The sequence below is a fragment of the Segatella bryantii genome (assembly GCF_022024215.1).
Classification (GTDB): Bacteria; Bacteroidota; Bacteroidia; order Bacteroidales; family Bacteroidaceae; genus Prevotella; species Prevotella bryantii.
The window spans coordinates 1,312,731-1,334,681 of sequence record NZ_CP091798.1; the positions used below are offsets into that span (position 1 = coordinate 1,312,731).

The following is a 21,951-nucleotide window of genomic DNA, read 5'->3' on the forward strand; positions in this document are numbered from 1 at the left end:
TTTATAAGAACTGTAAGCATACAAAAATGGGGATATCTCTTTAGGAAATATCCCCATTTTTTTGATACTTGATTCAGAATTCAAATATACTCTGTTATTCATAATCATCAATAACAGAATTTGTAAAATCCATCATTGGCTTCCCAACCTTGAAAATCTTGATAGCTTCTTGCATCCAATTGTCCTTACTGAAAAAACTATCTTCTACACGATGCCATACCGCATAGTCTTTCATTCTCAAATAATCAAGATACTCATAATCCTTTGGAAAATCACGAGGCGCTGTTTTGAGGAGATGAAGCCCAAATCCCTTATCTGAAAGTTCACCATCATCAACAAATACTCCCTCGCCCGGATAACCAAACGTATGGATAAACTCTCCATTATTGACAGCTTTTAGCCATTCGTCAATATTACCCATAATCTCATTACGACAACTGGTGAGAATGTTGGTAGGTAACCAATAGCACCCAATACTAACAAAGCTACGGCCAGGCTGCAGATGGATATAATACCCTCCACGCAAAGACTTCTTACCATGAGCACAGATATAAGCACCAAAATGACGCTTATACGGACTCTTATCCTGACTAAAACGAATGTCACGATTAAAACGGTAAATACAATCTTTAGGCGTAAGATGTGCAACCTCAGGATCAAACTCTGATATTTTGCCAATTAACTCCGCTACACCTTTTTCAAATTCCTCCTTACAATACTGATACTCAGCCTTATGCTCTTGCATCCACTCTCGATTATTATGAGTGGCTATATTACTCAAAAACTTATATATTCTTTTTGTATCCATGATTACCTTATTCATTCAAGTTACATCATTGACTCACAAACTATCCCTTAGCCACTTTACTACCCTCGAGTAGCTTGGGACAAAAACTCTCGAAATCGCACTTCTCGCATTTCGGACGGGCACTATTGCAGACATATCGACCATGAAGAAGAAGCCAATGATGTGCACGAGTAATCTTTTCCTCAGGAATATGCTTCATGAGGTATTCCTCTACCTTAAGAGGAGTATTAGCAGTTTTAGGCACCAATCCCAAACGATGACTGACACGATATACATGTGTGTCAACAGCCAGCGTCGGTTTATTAAACCATACAGCCTGTAGCACATTAGCCGTTTTGCGCCCTACTCCTGGCAACTTGACAAGATCGGCAGTATTGTCGGGAATCTCTCCACGAAAATCACTTTCAATCATTCTAGCCATAGCAACTAAATGTTTCGCTTTGCTATTAGGATAACTTACCGAACGGATATATTCCAGCAGATCCTCCTCGGTAGCTTGAGCCATAGCATGCGCATCAGGATATTTAGCAAATAAGGCCGGCGTTACCTTATTAATACGCTCATCAGTACACTGTGCACTTAACAAGGTAGCCACAATAAGCTGAAAAGCACTACCGAAATTCAGTTCGGTAGTAACCTCAGGCTGTCGCTGCTCAAAATAATCAAGCAAAAACGTATATCTTTCCTGTCTAGTCATATTCTTTATATAAGAAAAGGGATACCCTAAATATAGTGGTATCCCTCATTCATATCATATTAAAATATATGAAAGTACAATTTTACTTCTTAGCGCTACCCTTGTAGGCTTTATTAAGGCCTGCAACAACCTCTGCGGTTACATCATAAGCCTTGTCTGCATAAAGCAAATTATCACCTTGCTTACTGAAGATAAGACTATATTTCTTATCCTTATTATATACCTTAAGATAATTTGCGATAGAATCGTGAAGAGCCTTATTATACTTTTCAGTTTCAGCCTGAAATTCATTACCCAAACGCTGCTGTAAACCCTGGAGATCAGCCTGCTGCTTCTGTAAACCAGCCTGAATAGCCTCAGCCTGTTCACGAGTATAAGCATTCTGCTGAATCTTCTGCTGGAAGTTAGCTGCTGCAGCCTGAAGAGCCTGCCCCTTCTGAGCAATCGTCTTCTGAATATTAACACTCTTCTTCTCTAGAAGACTTGAATATTCCTTAGCAAAAGTATACTGAGTCATGATAGAGTCTACCTCTACATACGCGATTTTCAATTGTGATGCAGCTGCAGGAGCTTGGGTCTTATCCTCAACCTGTGGCTGCTGCTTATTACAAGCAGTAAGTGCAAGTCCAGCAATTGCTGCAAATGCGACATTCTTAAAAAGGTTTTTCTTCATTTTAATATGTTGTTTTTCTTAATCTTTACTTTTAGGCGCTGCTACATACGAGAACGGTTTTCCACTTCTACGGGCTTCGCGATCCTGATCCATGACACAATGAATACCTTGACTGCGTAAATATTCACTATCATGGATATGTTGTGATTTAACTTTCTTGTTAAAAAACAACTTAATGCATAATAATGCCATACATATAGCAATTATTAACACGCTTATGAGCAGAGTTTTTATCATTTTTATTACTTTTGCATTACCATTAGTGGCAATTTCGTGACAAAGATACAATTTTTGGATAAAAGTACAAAATAAAATAACATAATTAAATGAATAAAAATGAATTAAAACCTGCTCGTGTTTTCGAGCAGTTTGCTAAAATTAACGAGATTCCTCGTCCTTCTAAGCATGAGGAGAAAATGATTGCGTATCTTGAAACTTTTGCTAAAGAACATCATCTTGAATATAAAGTAGACGAGACGGGTAATGTACTCATCAAAAAAGCTGCTACTCCTGGATATGAAAACAAACCTGTTACGATCTTACAGAGCCACATGGATATGGTTTGCGACAAACTTGTTGATGTAGATTTCAACTTTCATACAGACCCTATTCAAACTTATATTGAAGATGGCGAGTGGCTTACCGCTAAGGGTACTACTCTTGGTGCTGACGATGGTATCGGCTGTGCCATCGAGCTCGCTATTCTCGACAGCGAAGACATCGAACATGGTCCTATCGAATGTGTCTTCACACGTGACGAGGAAACTGGTCTTACAGGTGCTTTCGGCATGAAACCTGGTTTTATGTCGGGCAAATATCTTATCAATCTTGATAGTGAAGACGAGGGTATTATCTTCGTTTCTTGTGCCGGTGGTATCAATACTGCTGCTACATTTAACTTTACCCGTGAAGATGCTCCTGCAGATTACTTCTTTATGGAAGCAAGCATCAAGGGACTTATTGGTGGTCACTCTGGTGATGATATCAATAAAAAACGTGCTAACGCTATCAAGATTTTGGCTCGATTCCTCTATTTGGAACACGACAAGATGCCTGTACGCTTAGCTCAGTTTAATAGTGGAAAAATGCACAACGCTATTCCACGTGATGGTAAAATTATCTTTGCTGTACCTGCTACTGAAAAAGAAACTGTACGTGCAGACTGGAATGTATTCTGCACTGAGGTAGAAGATGAGTTCCACGTAACCGACGGAAATATGGAGTGGTATATGGGCTCTGCTGATGTACAGCAGGTTATTCCTGAGCAGGTGTCTGTTAACTTTGTACGCGCTCTACAAGCTGTAGACAATGGCGTTCTCGCTATGTGTCAGGACGAAGCGTTAGCTTGGATGGTAGAAACATCTAGTAACATTGCCAGTGTACAAAGCGAAGAAAATAAAATAGAAATCGTAAGCTCTCAACGCAGTAATGTAATGAGTAACCTCAAAAATATGAGCAACAGTGTGAAAGCATGTTTCGAATTAGCTGGTGCTGAGGTTAAACAAAGCGATGGATATCCTGCATGGAAGATGAATGCAGACAGCAAACTGACTAAGATTACTGTAGAATGCTATAAAAAGCGTTTCGGTAAGGAACCTAAGGTTGTAGGTATACACGCAGGTTTGGAATGCGGTCTCTTCTCTGAAAAATATCCTGGCATGGATATGGTAAGTTTCGGTCCTACCCTTCGATTTGTTCATACACCAGACGAAAAATTGCTCATTCCAACTGTACAAATGGTATGGGATCATCTGCTTGATGTATTGAAAAATATTCCAGCGTAATATACACACTTGATATCCTCCTTGTTTGCATCCTTTACAAGGAGGATATATTTATATAATAACATAAATAAATACGAATAATACATCATGAGAAAAGTGCTTTTATTTGCCGTGACAACGCTCCTCACCCTATCCTCTTGTGGCGATAGCTATAAGGCTAAATCTATGGCTAAAGATTTCATGAGCGAAAATATGACGACTGATGACTATCGTAATTTACGATTTACCAATATCGACTCTACTAGATATGTATCAGATTCACTCATTCAGGTATTACGAAAAACGCCAATAGATCTTTTTAAAAAAGAAATCAAATATGATACCAATGCCAAAGCTACTTCTACCTTATTATATATAAGGGCCAAATACGACTACACTACAGAAAAGGGCGATACGATACATTATCAAAATACCTTCTATTTTGATAAAACATTAGAACATCTACTTGCTGTAAAACAAAACTAATACCCACTCCCCAACAACAACTTTAAAATACAAAATCAGTAGGTTTTTCGCTTATTCGAGCAAACAAACCTGCTGTATACTTTTTGACATTTCTGTCAGTGTTTTGTCAGTATCATGTCAGTCTTACGCTTTATTTTTGGCAGTATTTTTCTTCATTATCCCGTTATGGCACGCTATTTGCAATACAAAGGGCGTGAATCAGACATGAATATCATATCTGAGCGAAAAGAAATAGATAATTAAGAATACTAAATAGTCAAAAATAATATGGCACAAAAAGGTAATATTGGTGTAACAACAGAGAATATCTTCCCTGTCATTAAAAAATTTCTTTATTCTGATCACGAGATTTTCCTTCGTGAGATGGTAAGTAATGCTGTCGATGCAACACAGAAGTTGAAGACACTGGCTCAAACAGGTGACTTCAAAGGTGAGTTAGGTGACCTTACTGTACACGTTGAGGTAGACGAGAAAGCAGGTACTATCACAATCAAAGACCGTGGTATCGGTATGACAGAAGAAGAAATCGACAAATACATTAATCAGATTGCTTTTTCTGGTGTTACAGATTTCCTCGATAAATATAAAGATAATGCCAATGCTATCATCGGCCACTTTGGTCTAGGTTTCTACAGCTCATTCATGGTAAGCTCTCGTGTAGACATCATTACCAAGAGTTATAAGGAAGGCAGCAAGGCTGTAAAATGGACTTGCGATGGTAATCCTGAATTCGAAATCAGCGATGCTGACAAAACAGATCGTGGTAGCGAAATCGTACTTCACGTCAGCGACGACTGCAAAGAATATCTTGACAAAAATAAAATTGAGCAGTTGCTTAACAAGTACTGTAAATTTATGGCAGTACCTGTAGCTTTGGGCAAAAAGACAGAATGGAAAGATGGTAAGCAGGTAGAAACTGAAGAAGATAACATCATCAATAATATCGAACCTCTCTGGACAAAGGCTCCATCTACTCTGAAAGATGAAGACTACAAGAAGTTCTATCGTGATCTCTTCCCTATGCAGGATGAACCTCTTTTCTGGATTCATCTGAACGTAGACTATCCATTTGAACTGACGGGTATTCTCTACTTCCCTACCATCAAAAATGGTATCGATATGCAACGCAACAAGATTCAGTTGTACTGCAATCAGGTATTCGTAACAGATCAGGTAGAAGGTATCGTACCAGAATTCCTTACTCTTCTTCATGGTGTAATCGACAGCCCTGACATTCCTTTGAATGTAAGCCGTAGTTACCTACAGAGCGATGGTAACGTAAAGAAGATCAGTACTTATATCACCAAGAAGGTAGCCGACCGTCTGAATGAAATCTTCAAAAACGATCGTAAGGATTACGAAGAAAAATGGGATAACCTGAAGATTTTCATCAATTATGGTATGCTCTCACAAGAGGATTTCTACAATCGCGCTAAAGACTTTGCTCTTCTGAAAGATGTAGAAGGTAAATACTTTACCTTTGAGGAATATAAGACTCTTATCAAAGACAACCAGACTGATAAAAATGGCGACCTGGTATATCTTTATGCAAACAATAAGGATGAGCAGTATAGCTATATTGAAGCTGCAAAGAAGAAGGGATACAGCGTATTACTACTTGACGGACAGCTTGATACCCCTATGATCAATATGCTCGAACAGAAGTTTGAGAAGAGCCATTTCACTCGTGTAGACGCAGACATCATTGATCGTCTTATTGTAAAAGATGAAGTAAAGAAAGTAGATTTGAGCAAAGATGAGAGCGATAATCTATCAGATGTCTTCAGTACACAAATGCCTCAGATAGATCAAACTATGTTTAATGTTGAGGTTCAGGCTTTAGGTGAGGATGCTCAGCCAGTACTCATTACCGAGAGTGAATACATGCGCCGTATGAAGGCTATGAGTCAGTTCCAACCAGGAATGAACTTCTATGGTCAGATGCCTGATTCTTACACTTTGGTACTGAATGCTGATCACTCACTTATTAAGAAGGTACTTTCAGATACGAATACCAATACTGCTGAAGCACTGAAACCTATCTTAAGTGAGATTAAGGGACAGGAAGCTCGTCTTGCAGCATTGCACCAGGCTCAGAATGGCAAAAAGCCAGAAGAGATCACTGATTCAGAGAAAGAAGATGTAAAGAATACAGAGAAAGCTATTAGCGACGAGCGTGCTAAACGTAAGGATATCATCGCTTCTTATGCCAAGGACAATAATATCGTACATCAGCTTATTGACCTGGCGCTGTTGCAAAATGGTATGCTTAAAGGCGCATCTCTCGATGCCTTCTTGAAACGTTCTGTAGATTTAATTAAGTAATAGTATTGTATTATTCTAATATAAAATCTAAACCTTTTAGTTAATTAGAGAGCAAAATCATATAAGTAAAAATGAGGCTGGCCCCAATATGGAGGTCAGCTTTTTTATTTACACTACCACTACACATCAAACGTAATCTATATTTAATCTTTTCACATATTTTTTACGATAAGAATTTAGGTCGTTTCAAATTTATTTACTACTTTTGTGTCACGTTAAAAAAATTATACACTATGATAATCACATACAATGAAATTGCTGCCGGACACCCTAGAGGTATGAAATGCTCTTCGGATTCGTATTATGCGACAGTGGGAAATAAAATTTTACACAGATATGAGAAACTACGTTTACGTGAGTTTTCTCCTCTTGAACTAAAAGAATGTGCTATCAATATCACACAATATTTCGAAGATGTAGTATCAGACTTTGGATTGTGGCGAAGTTTTACCAATTGGCACAAGGAAAATTATGGCAAGTTTATCCCATTCTATCATTATGAAGAAGATAAATATTACCAGGATGAGCCACATATACAAGACTGTATGCTTATTATCTGGCTTACCGTCCATAATATGCGACCTAACGCAATACCTTATCCAATGGACTTGAATATTGTGGGGCTTGCTCAAGCAGCTTGGGACATTCTCAACGAAGAGTTCGAAAAAGTACCTGTCAATGAGGATTTAAAGAATCTCATTGCTAACGCAGAGTATGCTAACGATTTCTTCATGCAGCGCGATATACTAAAATGGCTCTTCTTTAATAGTTATCTTACACATACTGCAGAGAACGAAGCTGCTATGGGTCAATGTGTTAACGCTTTCAAGCAACAACTTGGACCGATGTCTGTATATGTTGCAGAGTGCGCACTAACTTATGAAAATAAAGTTTCACCATTGGCTTTATCACCTCAAGAATTTTTGGGCTTAGTATTACGTGCAAACGGCAAAGAACAGGAAGCTAAAGATATCGAAGAACAGGAATATCGCCCTCTCACCTATTATAAGATTCTCAATGTTACTGACAAAGATGTAGAATTAGAAGCTGCTACTGGTGAGAAGCTTATCGTAACTCGTCACAATCTGAACGATCCTGATCCAGATAAGCTGAAAGGTTATGCACTTTGTTCTTTGGTCAACTATAAGGGCGACTGGTTCTTGAACGGATTCTTTACGACCTCAGAAACTGGTGATGAGGCTTTTGAGGAAATGAAGAAGGTGGAAGAGAAAAAGAAAAACGATCGTGTGCCAAACTATAAACACTTAAAAGAAATTTCCGAGGATACTGGTTTATTTTATTTTGAGAATAAAGATGCCCACAAAGAATTCACTATCAAGGAATTGGGCTTAGATGAGAAGATGGCTAACGATATGTTTAATGCACCACAAATGAAGACCAAGGAAAACATCACTGTATTTGTTGGTGATGAAAAAGAGCCTCAAGGTATCGCGCTTGGTGTAGCAAAAAGCATTAAGGATAATCGTAATACAATGTATGACGAGGAATATGCTAAAGCAAATGCATTGGTTGATACTTTTAATATGCCAGACACGATGGTTAAATATCTGGTAAAACATAACATGTTACCAGATGCCGCTTTTGGCACGAATCAAGCCGACGGTATAGACCATACCCAACTGTTACAGGAGAATTTTGACTTTGTCATGAGGGCTCTTCGAGGTAATGCTTATTAAATAAAAGGAAGACATAACTCTTCATCATATAAAAAATATATCTGTAAGACTATACCTTCATCATTTATAACAAGGTACATCTTACAGATATTTTTATAAAAAACAAATAAACGAGACACGAAATGATATGATAGGAACAATTACCAACACAGTTTGCATTATCGTAGGTAGCATCATCGGATCTCTACTCCACCGTGGTATCAAAGATAAGTACAAAACCGTGCTTTATGACGGTTTAGGATTGGCAAGTTTGGCTATTGGACTCAATGCCACAATAACCAATTTCCCCAAAAGTCAATATCCCGTTCTTTTTATCGTATCGCTCGCTGTTGGTGGTCTATTCGGCACACATTTTGACATAGACGGACGATTTAAACGAGCCGTAAATAAATACTCCCAAAAAGATGACAAGAATTTAGGAGAAGGATTATCATTAGCCATTCTGCTATATTGCATCGGACCACTCTCCATGCTTGGCCCGATTATCAGCGCCTTAAAGGGCGACAATACCTTTCTTTTTACCAATTCAACATTAGATTTGGTTTCATCTACCGTTTTTGCTTCAACCTACGGTTTTGGCATGATACTGGCAGCTCCAGTACTATTCTGCTGGCAAGGTATGTTTTACTTAATCGCCATGATTTCAAGCCAAGCTATTAGTGAAGCCTTAATGGCAGAGCTACTCATCATAGGAGGTCTTCTCATTACAGGAAGCGGTTTATCACTTCTGCATCTAAAAGACTGCAAGACACTGAATCTGCTTCCAGCCCTGCTCGTACCGATTATATGGTTTCTTATCAAACTCGTGCTAAAGTTTTGAAAACCAAACAGAAAACACATCAATGAAAAAAGAAAATAGAAAATAAAACATGTGGCTATCTCTTGTGATATCCATAAAAATAATTATCTTTGCAAACATATAATATAGTATATAAAAGTATCAAACAACATCATAAAATGATAACAAAAATCACTGAAAATATTAAATACGTAGGGTGTGATGACCCAGAACTCGATCTCTTCGAGAGCCAATATTCTTTACCTGAAGGCATGTGCTATAACTCATACGTTATAATAGATAAGCACCCAACCATCCTAGACACAATTGATCACAGATGTGAGGAAGAGTGGCTTCAGAAAGTAGAATCTGCTCTTGATGGACAAAAACCAGAGTATCTTATCGTACACCACATGGAGCCTGACCACTCTGCTGGTATTAAGGCTTTAATCGAAAAATACCCAGAGATCAAAATAGTGTGCTCATTAGCTGCATCAAAATTTCTTGGACAATATAATGAGGATATAGATTTTACGAACCGCACTATCATTGTTAAAGAAAATGATACACTTTCTTTGGGCAACCATACTTTACAGTTTATCGCAGCTCCTTTCATTCACTGGCCTGAAGTCATTATGACTTATGTTCAAGAGGAACAAATACTCTTCTCGGCTGATGGTTTTGGTAAATTCGGTGTATATGATGCCGATGCTGACGATTGGGCATGTGAAGCACGTCGTTATTATTTTAATATTTGTGGAAAATATGGTGTACAAGTCAGTAAAGTACTCGATAAAGTTGCAAATCTGCCTGGTGTGAAAGCCATAGCACCACTCCATGGTCCTGTTCTTGAAGGAGAAAAAATGAAAGAAGCATTACGCTTATACCATATTTGGGCACATTACGAAGTTGAAACACCAGGCGTTTTCATCGCTTACGCATCAATCCATGGAGGAACCAAGAAAGCTGCAGAAAAAATGCGCGATATCCTATTAGAAAAAGGATGCCCAAAAGTTTCTATCGCTGACCTTGCCCGCGAAGATATGGCTGAGGCTATCGAGGATGCTTTCCGCTATGGCACATTACTTTGTTGTGCATCATCGTACGATGCTGACGTATTTCCTCCTATGCATTTCTTCTTACATAAACTGGCAATGAAGGCTTATCAAAATCGACGCATTGCTCTTCTCGAAAACGGAACATGGGCACCTAGCGCCGGCAAGGCTATGAAAGCACTCATTGCTCCTATGAAGAATATCACACTTCTAGAACCAGTGGTTACAATCAAGAGCCGTATGCATCAGACTGATATAGAAAATATGGAGAAACTAGCAGATGCTATCTTAGCAGAATAAAAAATATAAAATAATAAAAAATAATCCCCGAGTGAAATGAATACGACTCGGGGATTATTCATTTAAAACTTTAGGTTATAACTGGTAACACTCTAGGTTACAAAAATATAAGAAACTTACCTTAATACACTATAAGATAAAAAAACAAGAATTTATTGTTTATATATCGAAAGCATTTAGTACCTTTGTACAAGAACTTAAAACTGAAAGAAAATGATCAAATTTCCTTGCGCCAAGATTAATCTTGGACTAAATATAGTTAGTGAGCGCGCTGATGGTTACCACGACCTGCAAACCGTTTTCTACCCTATCCCTGTATACGACGCACTCGAAATAAAAACAATGGATGAAAAATTCCCATCACAACTAGACTGTGATCTGAAAATTACAGGAAATGCTATAGCATGTAATGAAGAAGACAATCTGGTGGTAAAAGCCTACAACCTTCTAGCTCAAGATTTCCAAATGCCTCGTGTACATGCCCACCTTTATAAGAATATACCATCACAGGCTGGTTTAGGAGGTGGCAGCAGCGATTGTGCTTACATGATCAGACTACTCGATGAACGATTTCGTCTGAATATCGGCAACAGCGAAATGGAACGATATGCTGCACAACTAGGAGCTGATTGTGCTTTCTTTATAACAGCAGAAACAGCTTATGCTACAGGAAAGGGGGAAATACTTGAACCCGTAGGTCGACCTCAGGATAATTTGAATGGGTACTATTTGGTACTGGTAAAGCCTGATGTTAATGTGAGCACTCGTGATGCTTATCGCGCCATTACACCCCATATTCCAGCTAAATGCTGTAAAGAGATAGTCAAACAGCCTATCGAAACTTGGAAAGCTGAACTAAGTAATGATTTTGAAAAACCCGCTTTCTTACAGTATCCTGAACTTAAAGCCATCAAGGAGAAACTATACGAAATGGGGGCTATCTATGCACAGATGAGTGGCAGCGGTAGTACAATATTTGGTATCTTCAAAGAAAATCCAGGCGAAAAAAATATTAAACGCGAATTTGGAGCTGTATATCACCAACTACTACAACTTTAATACTTACAAATAATCTACTGATAAAAAAATATAAATGAGAGATAATAACGAAGAACTCTTTCCGGAAGTTGACGAACAAGGAAATATATTAGGTGCCATATCTCGAGGTAAGGCTCATGATGGCAGTAAAATATTACACCCCGTGGTTCATTTACACCTTTTTAATAAGAACGGTGAATTGTTCTTGCAAAAACGTCCAGAATGGAAAGACATTCAACCAGGAAAATGGGATACAGCTTGCGGTGGCCATATCGATCTCGGAGAAAATGTAGAACAGGCTTTACATCGTGAAGTGAAGGAAGAATTGGGGATCACAGATTTTGAACCACAAGACTTGGGGCACTATGTATTTGAGAGTTCACAAGAAAAAGAATTAGTATATGTACACAAATGCATATACGATGGTATGATAAATCCAAGTTCTTCTGAACTGGATAGTGGACGTTTCTGGAGCAAACAGGAAATACTTGAAAATATCGGTAAAAATGTTTTCACCCCTAACTTTGAAAGTGAATACAAAAAATTTTTCACCGAGAAATAAAGATCAGCCAAGAAAGTTGATAATTCCTATTGATGTATAAACAAAACAAAATTCCCTCTTATCACATATATAAATAAAATGATAAGAGGGAATATAACGAATAAATATCTATCACTAAATGATATTAATCAATATGCCTCATCCCCTTATTCATTACATTAGGCCAACTAAGCATACATACAGCAAAGAGATACAATAGAGAAGTAACAAAACTGAAAATACCTATAGCAAATAAGATATGAGGTATTAATCTGTCTTCTATACAACCATAATAAATCAAAAAGGCATTGAATGCCAACAGCCAAAAAATACTTCGACTCTTATAGCCTAACGTACTCAGACGCATAGCAAACAAACTAAAAAAGCCTATTATAGATAAAACTACCAAAATAACAGCTAAAAATAGCCAAAGTGTAACAGCCTCTCTAAAATATGCTATCAGTAACTGCGTAATTGCCAAATAAGCAAAAGCAAAAATAAGCATACAAACAGCTCCTACAAACATTTCAGTACGAGAAAGAGTTACCCCATCAAAATTACCCATTCTGGCAGCCTTTAATAATTTCTGACAGTCATTTTTGCAAATTTTAATAATTTCCATTTTTATGTGGTCGATAAAAAGTTTATATATATATATTATTCATCCTAAAGGCAAAGATACATATTTTTTTTCATTTAAAAAGGATTTTTGAACAAAATCAAAAGAATATGTTACATTTTATAGGGTGAAAGTACACTAAAAATATGTACCTTTGCAGAAAATAATAAAACAGTCTAAAAACAAATTATGGAAAGAACTTGGAGATGGTTTGGCAAGAATGATAAAATTACTCTTGCCATGCTCAAAGAAATTGGTGTAGAAGGTATTGTCACTGCCTTACACGATGTACCTCTTGGTGAGGTTTGGACTCGTGAAAAAATTCACGATCTAAAGTCATATATTGAGTCTTACGGCATGAGATGGAGTGTGGTTGAATCGTTACCTGTAACTGAAACTATCAAATATGCAGGTAAAGACCGAGACCAACAGATTGAGGTATATAAAGAAAGTATGCGAAATCTTGCAGCAGAAGGTATTCATACTATTTGTTACAACTTTATGCCAGTACTAGACTGGGCTCGTACAGACCTACTCCACGAGAACCCTAATGGCTCAAGCAATCTTTTTTTCAGCATTCCTCAGTTTGCTTACTTTGATATCTATATCTTAAAACGTGAAGGAGCAAAGGAAGACTGGGCAAACTTTAAAGTAATTGGCCCTGATGGAAAACCTAATGGTCGTGATATACTTGCTGAAGTCGAAGAACTAAAAGCGACCATGAACCCAGAAAAAGACCATGCTCTTGTAGAAAATATTGTAATAAAGACTCAGGGATTCGTAAGCGGAAATTTCAAAGAAGGCGATGAACACCCTGTAGAATTATTCCGTGAGCTATTAGCACTCTATCATGGTATAGATCAGGCACAATTGCGTGAAAACATGAAGTATTTCTTAAATGCCATCATGCCTGTTTGCGAAGAGTGTGATATATACATGTGCGTTCATCCTGATGATCCTCCATTCCAAATTTTAGGTTTGCCACGCATCGTAACCTGTGACGAAGACATTAAGTGGTTCCTCGACGCTGTACCAAACAAACACAATGGCTTGACATTCTGTGCAGGAAGTCTTTCAGCAGGTGCACACAACAACGTAGTAGAATTAGCAAAAAAATATGCTGACAGAAGTTGGTTTGTACATCTTCGCAGTTGCCATGTTTTTGAAAACGGTGATTTTACAGAAGCAAGTCACTTAGGCGGTAGAGCTGATATTATTGAGCTAACTCGTATTTTTGAACAAGAAGAACAAAAACGCAAAGATAACCCAAACATTGCTCGTTTACCAATGCGTGTTGACCATGGTATGACTATGTTGGGCGATGCGACCAAAGGCTACAATGCAGGCTACTCTTTCTTGGGCCGTATGTTTGCCATGGGTCAAGTACAAGGTATCATAGCCACAGTTGACCGCGAACTAGGAATAAAATACCAGCAGCCAGGCTTCTTCGACTGATACCTTATTTAACATGCGAATTAAAAAACAATCATAAGAAAATAACAAAATGAAAAACTTATTTGACATTAAAGATTATGTAGTAGTCATTACCGGTGGTACTGGCGTTTTAGGCCGTACTATTGCTAAATACTTGGCTGAACAGGGTGCTAAAATTGCTATTCTTGGACGCAAAGAAGAAGTGGGTAATGAAATTGTAAATGATATTCTGAAAAATGGCGGCGTAGCCAAATTTTATAAGACAGATGTCATGAACCTGGCTACAGTGGAAAAGAACTGCGAAGATATCATAAACGACTTTGGTAAGGTTGACACTCTACTTAACGCAGCAGGTGGCAATATGGCTGGAGCTGTTATCAGTCCTGACCAAACCTTCTTTGACCTTGACACAGACCAATTTCAGCAAGTACTCAACCTTAACCTTACCGGTACAGTTATCCCAACTCAGGTATTCCTAAAACCTATGGTTAAGCAAGGAAAAGGAAGCATTATCAACTTCTCTAGCATGGCAGCATTCCGCCCTATGACTCGCGTTTGTGGCTATGCCGCTGCAAAAGCTGGTATCAGCAACTTTACAGCTTATATGGCACATGAGTGTGCACAGAAATTTGGCGAAAAGATTCGCGTTAATGCCATTGCTCCAGGTTTCTTCATAACAGAACAAAACCGTGCTCTTCTTACTAATCCAGACGGAACCTACACACAGCGTGGCCAAGATGTAATTCGTCAGACTCCATTTGGTCGTATGGGTAAGCCTGAAGAACTCTGTGGAACAATTCAGTATTTGATGAGCGATGCAGCTGCATTCGTAACAGGTACAGTAGCTGTTGTTGATGGCGGATTCAATAGTTTTGCTATGTAATTCTAATACAAACAAGATATAAAAAGACCTAGACCGGCCTTTTCCAAATTATCCCTGATGAATTTGAATAAATCATCAGGGATTTTTATATCACTTCTATAGAGTTTACGCAAAGGTTTACGGATAGTTTTACGTCTTTTTTTTGATTTAATTCGTGGATTATATATATCTTTGTAGACAGAAATCTAAATCATATAATTGATAAAAAACAAACTATGTCAGAATTAAAATCTTTGAACAAGCGTACTGCTCCTAAGAGCGTAATGCCTGAGAGAATTATCCAGTTTGGTGAAGGTAATTTCTTGCGTGCATTTGTAGATTGGATTATCTACAACATGAACCAAAAAACTAATTTTAACTCTTCAGTAGTAGTCGTACAGCCTATCGAAAGAGGTATGGTAGATTGGGTTAACGGCCAGGATGGTTTGTATCACGTAAACCTTCAGGGTAAAGAGAACGGTCAACCAGTTAACACTCTGACTCGTATTGATGTTATCAGCCGCTGTCTTAATCCATATACACAGAATCAGGCTTTCTTGGCACTTGCTGAGCAGCCAGAGATGCGTTTCATCATCAGTAACACAACTGAAGCAGGTATTGCTTTCGATGATTCTTGTAAATTCACTGACGCTCCAGCTTCTAGCTACCCAGGTAAATTGGTTCAGCTTCTTTTCCACCGTTATAAGACATTCAATGGCGATGCAACTAAGGGTATGATTATCATGCCATGTGAGTTGATTTTCTTGAATGGTCACCACTTGAAGGATTGCATTAACAAGTATATCGAGCTTTGGAAGGGCGATATGGGTGCAGATTACGAAGGCTTCAAAGCATGGTTTACTAACTACTGCTACGTTTGCGCAACATTGGTAGACCGTATCGTTCCAGGTTTCCCACGTGATACCATCAAAGAAATCCAGGAAAAGATCGGTTACAAAGATAACTTGGTTGTTAAGGCTGAAAGTTTCCACCTTTGGGTAATCGAGAAGGCTGAGAATATGACAGTAGAGCAGTTGAAGGAAGAATTCCCTGCAGACAAAGCTGGCTTGCACGTTCTCATCACAGATAACGAGAAACCATACCATGAGCGTAAGGTTACTTTGTTGAATGGTCCTCACACTGTTCTTTCTCCTGTATCATACTTGAGCGGTGTAGATATCGTACGCGACGCTTGCGAGCACGAAGTACTTGGTAAGTACATCCACAAGGTACAGTTTGACGAATTGATGCAAACTCTTGACCTTCCAATGGAAGAACTTCAGAAGTTCGCTTCTGATGTATTGGAGCGTTTCGAAAACCCATTCGTTGATCACCAGGTAACTTCTATCATGCTTAACTCTTTCCCTAAGTTTGAAACTCGTGACCTTCCAGGTGTTAAGATTTACTTGGAACGTAAGGGTGAGCTTCCACAGGGCTTGGTATTCGGTCTCGCTGCTATCATCACCTACTATAAGGGTGGCAAGCGTGCTGATGGTGCTCCTATCGTACCTAACGATGATCAAAAGATTATGGATAAGTTAACTGAACTTTGGGCTACAGGCGATACACAGAAGGTAGCTGAGGGTGTTCTTGCATTCGACTATGTTTGGAAGGAAGATTTGAATAAGACCGTTCCTGGCTTGACAGAACTCGTAAAGAAAGACCTTGACTTGATTCAGGAAAAGGGTATGCTTGAGGCTGTTAAGACTATCCTCTAATCGAATATTTCGACTAATTTCATATACTTATATACAGGAGCGGACATCTATAAATGTTCGCTCCTTTTTTTACACTATTACAATTATCTTTAGATGTATCACCTTTTATAAAATACATATGAAAAAGAATTTTTTGTTCACACTCTTTCTCGGCATTTGTATGAGCATTCATGCACAAAATTGTAAAATGAACAATCATACAGGTAAGGATGAAACAAAACCTTGCTGCATGATCAAAAAAATGCAAAATGGTATATATACAGCTCAACATAATGCTAAACTCCTAAAAGAAGCCGAAACATGGATGAAATCAGGTGCTTGGCGCAATGGCTATTTCAGAGCCGATCCACACATGAGCGTAAATGCTGTAGAATTTTATCAGCAATATAAGAAGAATCCGGATCAATGGAAAGCTCTCTTCAATTGGCTAAAAAATACAAACCTTTATGCTATCAGTAAAGGAAAACATCCTATCGAGGGAACATCACTTGTTGCAAGTGTGGAAGACAGTGAGAATGGAGCACTAGAAAAAAGACAGAGTGAAAGTCATCGTAAACGTATCGATTTCCAGTTTGCTGTCAAAGGAACTGAACGATTTGGTATCATCGAACACCAATCAAGTTCACCCATCAAGCCATACGATGAGAAAAAAGATGTAATACACTATAAATACGATAAGGAAAAAGCATTATTCTTTGACAGTACCCCTGACAAATTTTTCATATTCTTCCCAGGAGACTGGCACATTGCCAAAGTCATGAATGACACGCAAGATCAAAACATTCGTGTAATCGTTATTAAAGTGGATTACAAAGAATAGGTTCTTTCAAAGAAAAAAAATAAAAATCGCTAATGGGAAAAACATTAGCGATTTTTATTTTTCATATACCAAGGATGCAATATGAAATTATATATTATCAGTGTTATTACAGCAAAACTTACACCCACTGACAAAATAAGTCTCGTTGAAGACAATATGGAATATCCTCCAAAAAGACCTAAAGCAATTCCAAACTCCCAAGCTAGAAAAAACATACTTTGACTACTTCCCCTTTGACAATGTTTGCTTAATTTTATAAAGAACAACAAAAAGCGAGAACCAATAATACCAAGGCCAAAGCCCGTCAAAACAGGAGCTATGCGATATGCCATAGAATCCGGATGAAATAAGAGCAATAAAAACGCTGATGAAATGGCTATCAATCCACTAATAGCTTCACTTTTAAGCTCTGCATTAACAAAAACAAATCGCTCTGCCAATAAAGCCAAAAGAAATCCTACCATAAGCATACCATAAAAAGAAGTAGTCGTTATTGTAGAAAACATGAGCCCCATTGTTGCAGTAACCAGCATAGTAACTAAAAACAAAGGTATTGCATTAGGCAGAAAGAAACGGTCCAAAGAGAATATACTCAGATTCTCACCAGGTGCTTTGAATGGGAACTTAACCAGACTCATAAGAAATAAAGAAGCTACTGCACACCCAATAGCCACAACAAGCAGAGTATTATAATCTAACTTATGAAGTATCGCAAACCCAACTACAGGACCTATAGACATTGCCATACGAGAGAACCAAGCCGTAGCATGATTAGCCTCTGTACGCTGAAAAGACTCACAAATATCTATAATCAGTGTACTAGTCATAACCATTGTGGCAAGTCCATAACAAGCGCCCATAAATAGACGCAATCCCAAATATATATAATAATCCAATCGATTAGCTGGTGTCGTGTCTTGGTAATACAATCCTGCAATAGATATAATAACTCCTAAAATGGCCAGCTGACAAACTCTATTTCGGCGATGCACCTGAACCCATCGAGACATGAACCCACCGAAAAGGAATATGCCGATTCCAAAAACACCCATGACCATACCGACCTGCCAACGAGAATAATCATTTGCAATCATGTTAAAAGGAATACCCACCATAAGCATATAAACACTTACAGAAAGTAAAAGATTTGCTAGAGTAAGCTTCCAGAAATCGTTGTGCCAAAGGTTAATATGAATCGGCGTATTCTGTGTATCCATATATTAATAACTTTCGTTCTCGTTAGGGAAGGAAACATCCTTAACACACTTAATATAATCTTGTACACCTTTTGTCATTTCCTGATTTACATTTGCAAAATGACGAAGGAATTTTGGTTTGAAGCCTTGAGTCATTCCAAGTGCATCGGCATACACAAGTACCTGACCATCCGTGCCATTTCCTGCACCTATACCAATTGTTGCAGCCTTAACACTACGAGTTACCTCTGCAGCCAATTTCGCTGGAACTTTTTCAAGAGTGATGCCAAAAACACCAGCCTCGTCTAGAGCTTTAGCATCTGCCAACAATTTAGCAGCCTCAGCTTCTTCCTTAGCACGAAGGCCATAACCACCAAATTTATGTATACTCTGTGGAGTTAATCCTAGATGACCCATCACTGGAATTCCAGCATCAACAATAGCTTTAACTGTATCAGCTATTTCTATACCACCTTCCATTTTAAGAGCATCTACTCCACTTTCTTTCATCATGCGAATAGCATTGCGTACACCATCTTCACGACTTATCTGATAACTGCCGAAAGGCATATCGCATAATACTAAACAATGGTTACAAGCGCGAGCTACCGAGCGTGCATGATATATCATCTGATCCACGGTTATAGGAATAGTATCCGCATTACCAGCCATCACGTTAGAGGCTGAATCTCCAATTAAAATACTGTCTATACCTGCAGCATCAATGATTCCAGCCGTAGTATAGTCATAGGCGGTTAACATCGTAATTTTCTCACCGGCCTCTTTCATCTCCAAGAAAGTCTTTGCGGTGATTTTCTTTTTATCAGTTGTTAAATATCCCATTTTTAATGTTTATAAAATTTTACTCGTTCCATTTTTACGAAACCTCATGCAAAGGTACGCTAAATTATTGAATTGGAGTAATGCTTGCAATTATTTTTTGCAAGTTAACACCTTGGTAATCATCAAAAACAGCATCACAGTATGACTGAATTGCCTCTTGGGAATTAGTGGTTGCCAAACCTATAACTGGCATATGTGCAGCACGTACAGCTTTTAGTCCATTGAAGCTATCTTCAAAACCAATACACTGATCAGGACGAAGGCCAAATACAGCCGCACCTTTTAAATAACAATCAGGATCTGGTTTACTCGCAGAAAAATCTTCACTGGTAAGAATACGATCAAACAGTTGTTGAAATTCAGGATGAGAACGATATACATTTCTCATTTTCTCTTGATTGCTACTTGTTACAACAGCTGTTTTCAGACCATTTGCTCTTAAATCAGTTATAAACTCTTCGAAGCCGGTTACATATTGGTACTTCATACCTTTCTCATACGCATTAAGTGCTTCTACAATCTCAGCCTGAATTTGAGACATGCCCCCAAAGTACTGATCAAAAATTTGAACAAGAGTTTGTCCCTTAAATTTATTCCACAATTCAGGTATATCCGGACGATATTTTTCACACATACTACGCCAAAATATAGTATATTGAGGTTCTGTGTCAAATACTACCCCATCCAAATCAAATAATGCGGCTTGATATTTATTCATCTTATCCTAAGTTTACTTTTACCTTATTATTTATAAATCGATTGCAAAGTTACTGAAAAAAGTTGTATCTTTGCACTAAATTTAGTATAAATGAAGCGGAAGATTTGCACATCTTGGTTAATTTGGACTATTGCATGGCTTATTTTAGGAGCATGTAAGAGCAAAAGAAATATTCACGATGCTACCGACATCTCTTTTGAAAATGTTATCGTAGATACTACTTTAGCCCTGTTACCAGAACAACAGAAACAAACACCCTGTTGCAATATCCATATAGACATGTTGATGGCAAAGGGGGGGTATGCTAACAAAATTAATAACAAACTGATGCGATGTGGTATTCTATCTCCCGATTATTTAAGAGAAACGTCTCTTCAACTATCCCCTATACAAAAATTGAGAATATTTGTAGACAGATACCTTCAAGATTATCGCTCAAATTTCTCTACAATGTATAGACATGATATGAAGCATGCGAATATGTATCAGGCAAAATATCATATCATAACACAGGTACAAAGCAAAGCCAAATATGTACTAAACTATATAGCCGACATTGAAGTTCAACTGGGAAGTAATGAAGTTACGCACCTAACTCTTATAAGAAACTTTGATAGCCGTAATGGTAATATGTACCATCTATCCGACCTCTTTGTGCCCGGCTATAACAACAGATTAAAAGATTTGATTACCAAGTCCTTATGCAAATATATTAAAGTAAAAGATATTAATGAGCTTCATCAAAAAATGATATTTGCAAATGGAGATGTATATGCACCAGACAATTATATTATAGGCGAAAAACAAATCGAATTTATATATCAGACAGGTGAAATAGCTCCACAAGAAATGGGACAAATTCGGATAAAAATAGATCAGGATGATCTTAAAAGCATAACAAGAAAATAGAACAAGAATAAAATAACAAATACATATAGAACAATGATAGAAATTATAACAAAATATTTTCCAAAACTAACTGACACTCAGAAGAGTCAGTTGGAACAGTTGGATGAACTTTATCGTGACTGGAATAGTAAAATCAATGTGATATCACGTAAAGATATCGACAACCTTTATGAGCATCATGTGCTACATAGTTTAGCAATAGCCAAATACATTAATTTCAAATCTGGCACGAAAGTACTAGACTTTGGTACAGGAGGTGGATTTCCGGGTATTCCTTTAGCAATACTCTTCCCTGAAGTAAAATTCCGTCTTATAGATGGTACAGGAAAGAAAATTCGAGTAGCAACAGAAGTTGCAAATGCAATAGGGCTTAAAAATGTAGATGCAGTACACCTGAGAGGAGAAGAGGAAAAAGGAAAATACGACTTTGTTGTAAGTAGAGCTGTTATGCCTCTACCCGACTTGATGAAGATTATTAAAAAGAATTTTGCCAAAGAACAGCATAATGCTCTACCTAATGGTGTCATTGTATTAAAAGGTGGCGATCTTACAGAAGAACTAAAACCATACTGTAAGTCTGCAGACGTTACATCTTTAGACAGTCTGTTCGAAGAAGAATGGTTTAAGGAAGACAAAAAACTTATTTACGTTCCTGCCTAAAAAAGAAAAGC

At 37.9% G+C, this 21,951-nt stretch carries 22 protein-coding genes; 14 read left to right on the plus strand and 8 right to left on the minus strand.

Features of this window, described 5'->3' with window-relative positions:
* Positions 1–94 precede the first annotated feature (94 nt).
* The 4 genes from L6471_RS09580 to L6471_RS09595 all read right to left on the minus strand — a co-directional run bounded on the left by L6471_RS09580 (position 95) and on the right by L6471_RS09595 (position 2,415).
* Positions 95–808: a DUF2461 domain-containing protein gene (locus L6471_RS09580; RefSeq protein ID WP_074548713.1), complete on the minus strand. Its 714-nt coding sequence runs from the start codon at positions 806–808 to the stop codon at positions 95–97.
* 40 nt (positions 809–848) lie between these two features.
* Positions 849–1,505: an endonuclease III gene (gene nth, locus L6471_RS09585; protein WP_027452818.1), complete on the minus strand. Its 657-nt coding sequence runs from the start codon at positions 1,503–1,505 to the stop codon at positions 849–851.
* An 82-nt stretch (positions 1,506–1,587) separates the two neighbouring features.
* Positions 1,588–2,178 carry an OmpH family outer membrane protein gene (locus tag L6471_RS09590; protein WP_006281096.1) on the minus strand — a complete coding sequence of 197 codons (591 nt, stop codon included), beginning with the start codon at positions 2,176–2,178 and terminating at the stop codon, positions 1,588–1,590.
* 18 nt (positions 2,179–2,196) lie between these two features.
* Positions 2,197–2,415, minus strand: a complete 219-nt coding sequence (locus L6471_RS09595; RefSeq protein WP_027452820.1) for a hypothetical protein — start codon at positions 2,413–2,415, stop codon at positions 2,197–2,199.
* A gap of 89 nt (positions 2,416–2,504) precedes the next feature.
* Here L6471_RS09595 and L6471_RS09600 point away from each other — a divergent pair, with 89 nt between their 5' ends.
* The 8 genes from L6471_RS09600 (at position 2,505) to L6471_RS09635 (ending at position 12,182) form a co-directional block, all read left to right on the plus strand.
* Positions 2,505–3,962: an aminoacyl-histidine dipeptidase gene (locus L6471_RS09600; protein WP_074548715.1), complete on the plus strand. Its 1,458-nt coding sequence runs from the start codon at positions 2,505–2,507 to the stop codon at positions 3,960–3,962.
* A gap of 87 nt (positions 3,963–4,049) precedes the next feature.
* The gene (locus L6471_RS09605) at positions 4,050–4,427 is read left to right on the plus strand and encodes a hypothetical protein (protein ID WP_006281099.1); all 378 of its coding nucleotides are present in this window, start codon (positions 4,050–4,052) and stop codon (positions 4,425–4,427) included.
* A gap of 267 nt (positions 4,428–4,694) precedes the next feature.
* On the plus strand, positions 4,695–6,752 hold the full coding sequence (gene htpG, locus L6471_RS09610; RefSeq protein ID WP_006281100.1) for a molecular chaperone HtpG: 2,058 nt from the start codon (positions 4,695–4,697) through the stop codon (positions 6,750–6,752).
* Positions 6,753–6,985: 233 nt separating this feature from the next.
* On the plus strand, positions 6,986–8,449 hold the full coding sequence (locus tag L6471_RS09615) for a DUF3843 family protein (protein WP_074548717.1): 1,464 nt from the start codon (positions 6,986–6,988) through the stop codon (positions 8,447–8,449).
* A 127-nt stretch (positions 8,450–8,576) separates the two neighbouring features.
* Positions 8,577–9,269 carry a DUF554 domain-containing protein gene (locus tag L6471_RS09620; RefSeq protein WP_094448746.1) on the plus strand — a complete coding sequence of 231 codons (693 nt, stop codon included), beginning with the start codon at positions 8,577–8,579 and terminating at the stop codon, positions 9,267–9,269.
* Between the two features lie 137 nt (positions 9,270–9,406).
* Positions 9,407–10,582: an FprA family A-type flavoprotein gene (locus tag L6471_RS09625; RefSeq protein ID WP_006281103.1), complete on the plus strand. Its 1,176-nt coding sequence runs from the start codon at positions 9,407–9,409 to the stop codon at positions 10,580–10,582.
* A 213-nt stretch (positions 10,583–10,795) separates the two neighbouring features.
* Positions 10,796–11,641, plus strand: coding sequence for a 4-(cytidine 5'-diphospho)-2-C-methyl-D-erythritol kinase (gene ispE / locus L6471_RS09630; protein ID WP_027452824.1), 846 nt, complete (start codon positions 10,796–10,798; stop codon positions 11,639–11,641).
* A 34-nt stretch (positions 11,642–11,675) separates the two neighbouring features.
* Positions 11,676–12,182, plus strand: coding sequence for an NUDIX hydrolase (locus L6471_RS09635; protein WP_237797270.1), 507 nt, complete (start codon positions 11,676–11,678; stop codon positions 12,180–12,182).
* A 124-nt stretch (positions 12,183–12,306) separates the two neighbouring features.
* On the opposite strand, the gene L6471_RS09640 is transcribed toward L6471_RS09635, so the two are convergent.
* Entirely contained in the window at positions 12,307–12,783 is a 477-nt protein-coding gene (locus tag L6471_RS09640) for a hypothetical protein (RefSeq protein WP_094448745.1), read from the minus strand.
* Positions 12,784–12,969: 186 nt separating this feature from the next.
* On the opposite strand from L6471_RS09640, the gene uxuA reads away from it, so the two are divergent.
* The 4 genes from uxuA to L6471_RS09660 all read left to right on the plus strand — a co-directional run bounded on the left by uxuA (position 12,970) and on the right by L6471_RS09660 (position 17,614).
* On the plus strand, positions 12,970–14,235 hold the full coding sequence (uxuA, locus tag L6471_RS09645; protein ID WP_237797271.1) for a mannonate dehydratase: 1,266 nt from the start codon (positions 12,970–12,972) through the stop codon (positions 14,233–14,235).
* A gap of 49 nt (positions 14,236–14,284) precedes the next feature.
* Complete coding sequence (locus L6471_RS09650) at positions 14,285–15,097, plus strand: SDR family oxidoreductase (RefSeq protein ID WP_006281109.1); 813 nt, start codon at positions 14,285–14,287, stop codon at positions 15,095–15,097.
* Positions 15,098–15,312: 215 nt separating this feature from the next.
* A complete protein-coding gene (locus tag L6471_RS09655) occupies positions 15,313–16,794 on the plus strand; it encodes a tagaturonate reductase (protein ID WP_006281110.1) in 1,482 nt (493 codons plus the stop codon).
* Between the two features lie 241 nt (positions 16,795–17,035).
* A complete protein-coding gene (locus L6471_RS09660; RefSeq protein WP_223918741.1) occupies positions 17,036–17,614 on the plus strand; it encodes a YhcH/YjgK/YiaL family protein in 579 nt (192 codons plus the stop codon).
* A gap of 44 nt (positions 17,615–17,658) precedes the next feature.
* Here the strand turns inward: L6471_RS09660 and L6471_RS09665 are convergent, their stop codons facing one another.
* From L6471_RS09665 to L6471_RS09675, 3 genes are all read right to left on the minus strand, one after another.
* Complete coding sequence (locus L6471_RS09665; RefSeq protein ID WP_006281112.1) at positions 17,659–18,831, minus strand: MFS transporter; 1,173 nt, start codon at positions 18,829–18,831, stop codon at positions 17,659–17,661.
* 3 nt (positions 18,832–18,834) lie between these two features.
* Positions 18,835–19,653, minus strand: coding sequence for a 3-methyl-2-oxobutanoate hydroxymethyltransferase (gene panB / locus L6471_RS09670; RefSeq protein WP_006281114.1), 819 nt, complete (start codon positions 19,651–19,653; stop codon positions 18,835–18,837).
* Positions 19,654–19,717: 64 nt separating this feature from the next.
* Positions 19,718–20,371 carry an HAD family hydrolase gene (locus tag L6471_RS09675; protein WP_094448743.1) on the minus strand — a complete coding sequence of 218 codons (654 nt, stop codon included), beginning with the start codon at positions 20,369–20,371 and terminating at the stop codon, positions 19,718–19,720.
* A 90-nt stretch (positions 20,372–20,461) separates the two neighbouring features.
* Here L6471_RS09675 and L6471_RS09680 point away from each other — a divergent pair, with 90 nt between their 5' ends.
* Together L6471_RS09680 and rsmG are read left to right on the plus strand one after the other, a co-directional pair.
* Positions 20,462–21,280, plus strand: coding sequence for an RsiV family protein (locus L6471_RS09680; RefSeq protein ID WP_237797272.1), 819 nt, complete (start codon positions 20,462–20,464; stop codon positions 21,278–21,280).
* 33 nt (positions 21,281–21,313) lie between these two features.
* Positions 21,314–21,940, plus strand: a complete 627-nt coding sequence (gene rsmG / locus L6471_RS09685; protein WP_027452832.1) for a 16S rRNA (guanine(527)-N(7))-methyltransferase RsmG — start codon at positions 21,314–21,316, stop codon at positions 21,938–21,940.
* The last annotated feature ends 11 nt before the right edge of the window (positions 21,941–21,951 follow it).

Excerpts from the sequence above, each read along its gene's own strand:
- L6471_RS09580 (WP_074548713.1), bottom strand. The coding sequence starts at position 808 with ATGGATACAAAAAGAATATATAAGTTTTTGAGTAATATAGCCACTCAT.
- nth (WP_027452818.1), bottom strand. The coding sequence starts at position 1,505 with ATGACTAGACAGGAAAGATATACGTTTTTGCTTGATTATTTTGAGCAG.
- L6471_RS09590 (WP_006281096.1), bottom strand. The coding sequence starts at position 2,178 with ATGAAGAAAAACCTTTTTAAGAATGTCGCATTTGCAGCAATTGCTGGA.
- L6471_RS09595 (WP_027452820.1), bottom strand. The coding sequence starts at position 2,415 with ATGATAAAAACTCTGCTCATAAGCGTGTTAATAATTGCTATATGTATG.
- L6471_RS09600 (WP_074548715.1), top strand. The coding sequence starts at position 2,505 with ATGAATAAAAATGAATTAAAACCTGCTCGTGTTTTCGAGCAGTTTGCT.
- L6471_RS09605 (WP_006281099.1), top strand. The coding sequence starts at position 4,050 with ATGAGAAAAGTGCTTTTATTTGCCGTGACAACGCTCCTCACCCTATCC.
- htpG (WP_006281100.1), top strand. The coding sequence starts at position 4,695 with ATGGCACAAAAAGGTAATATTGGTGTAACAACAGAGAATATCTTCCCT.
- L6471_RS09615 (WP_074548717.1), top strand. The coding sequence starts at position 6,986 with ATGATAATCACATACAATGAAATTGCTGCCGGACACCCTAGAGGTATG.
- L6471_RS09620 (WP_094448746.1), top strand. The coding sequence starts at position 8,577 with ATGATAGGAACAATTACCAACACAGTTTGCATTATCGTAGGTAGCATC.
- L6471_RS09625 (WP_006281103.1), top strand. The coding sequence starts at position 9,407 with ATGATAACAAAAATCACTGAAAATATTAAATACGTAGGGTGTGATGAC.
- ispE (WP_027452824.1), top strand. The coding sequence starts at position 10,796 with ATGATCAAATTTCCTTGCGCCAAGATTAATCTTGGACTAAATATAGTT.
- L6471_RS09635 (WP_237797270.1), top strand. The coding sequence starts at position 11,676 with ATGAGAGATAATAACGAAGAACTCTTTCCGGAAGTTGACGAACAAGGA.
- L6471_RS09640 (WP_094448745.1), bottom strand. The coding sequence starts at position 12,783 with ATGGAAATTATTAAAATTTGCAAAAATGACTGTCAGAAATTATTAAAG.
- uxuA (WP_237797271.1), top strand. The coding sequence starts at position 12,970 with ATGGAAAGAACTTGGAGATGGTTTGGCAAGAATGATAAAATTACTCTT.
- L6471_RS09650 (WP_006281109.1), top strand. The coding sequence starts at position 14,285 with ATGAAAAACTTATTTGACATTAAAGATTATGTAGTAGTCATTACCGGT.
- L6471_RS09655 (WP_006281110.1), top strand. The coding sequence starts at position 15,313 with ATGTCAGAATTAAAATCTTTGAACAAGCGTACTGCTCCTAAGAGCGTA.
- L6471_RS09660 (WP_223918741.1), top strand. The coding sequence starts at position 17,036 with ATGCAAAATGGTATATATACAGCTCAACATAATGCTAAACTCCTAAAA.
- L6471_RS09665 (WP_006281112.1), bottom strand. The coding sequence starts at position 18,831 with ATGGATACACAGAATACGCCGATTCATATTAACCTTTGGCACAACGAT.
- panB (WP_006281114.1), bottom strand. The coding sequence starts at position 19,653 with ATGGGATATTTAACAACTGATAAAAAGAAAATCACCGCAAAGACTTTC.
- L6471_RS09675 (WP_094448743.1), bottom strand. The coding sequence starts at position 20,371 with ATGAATAAATATCAAGCCGCATTATTTGATTTGGATGGGGTAGTATTT.
- L6471_RS09680 (WP_237797272.1), top strand. The coding sequence starts at position 20,462 with ATGAAGCGGAAGATTTGCACATCTTGGTTAATTTGGACTATTGCATGG.
- rsmG (WP_027452832.1), top strand. The coding sequence starts at position 21,314 with ATGATAGAAATTATAACAAAATATTTTCCAAAACTAACTGACACTCAG.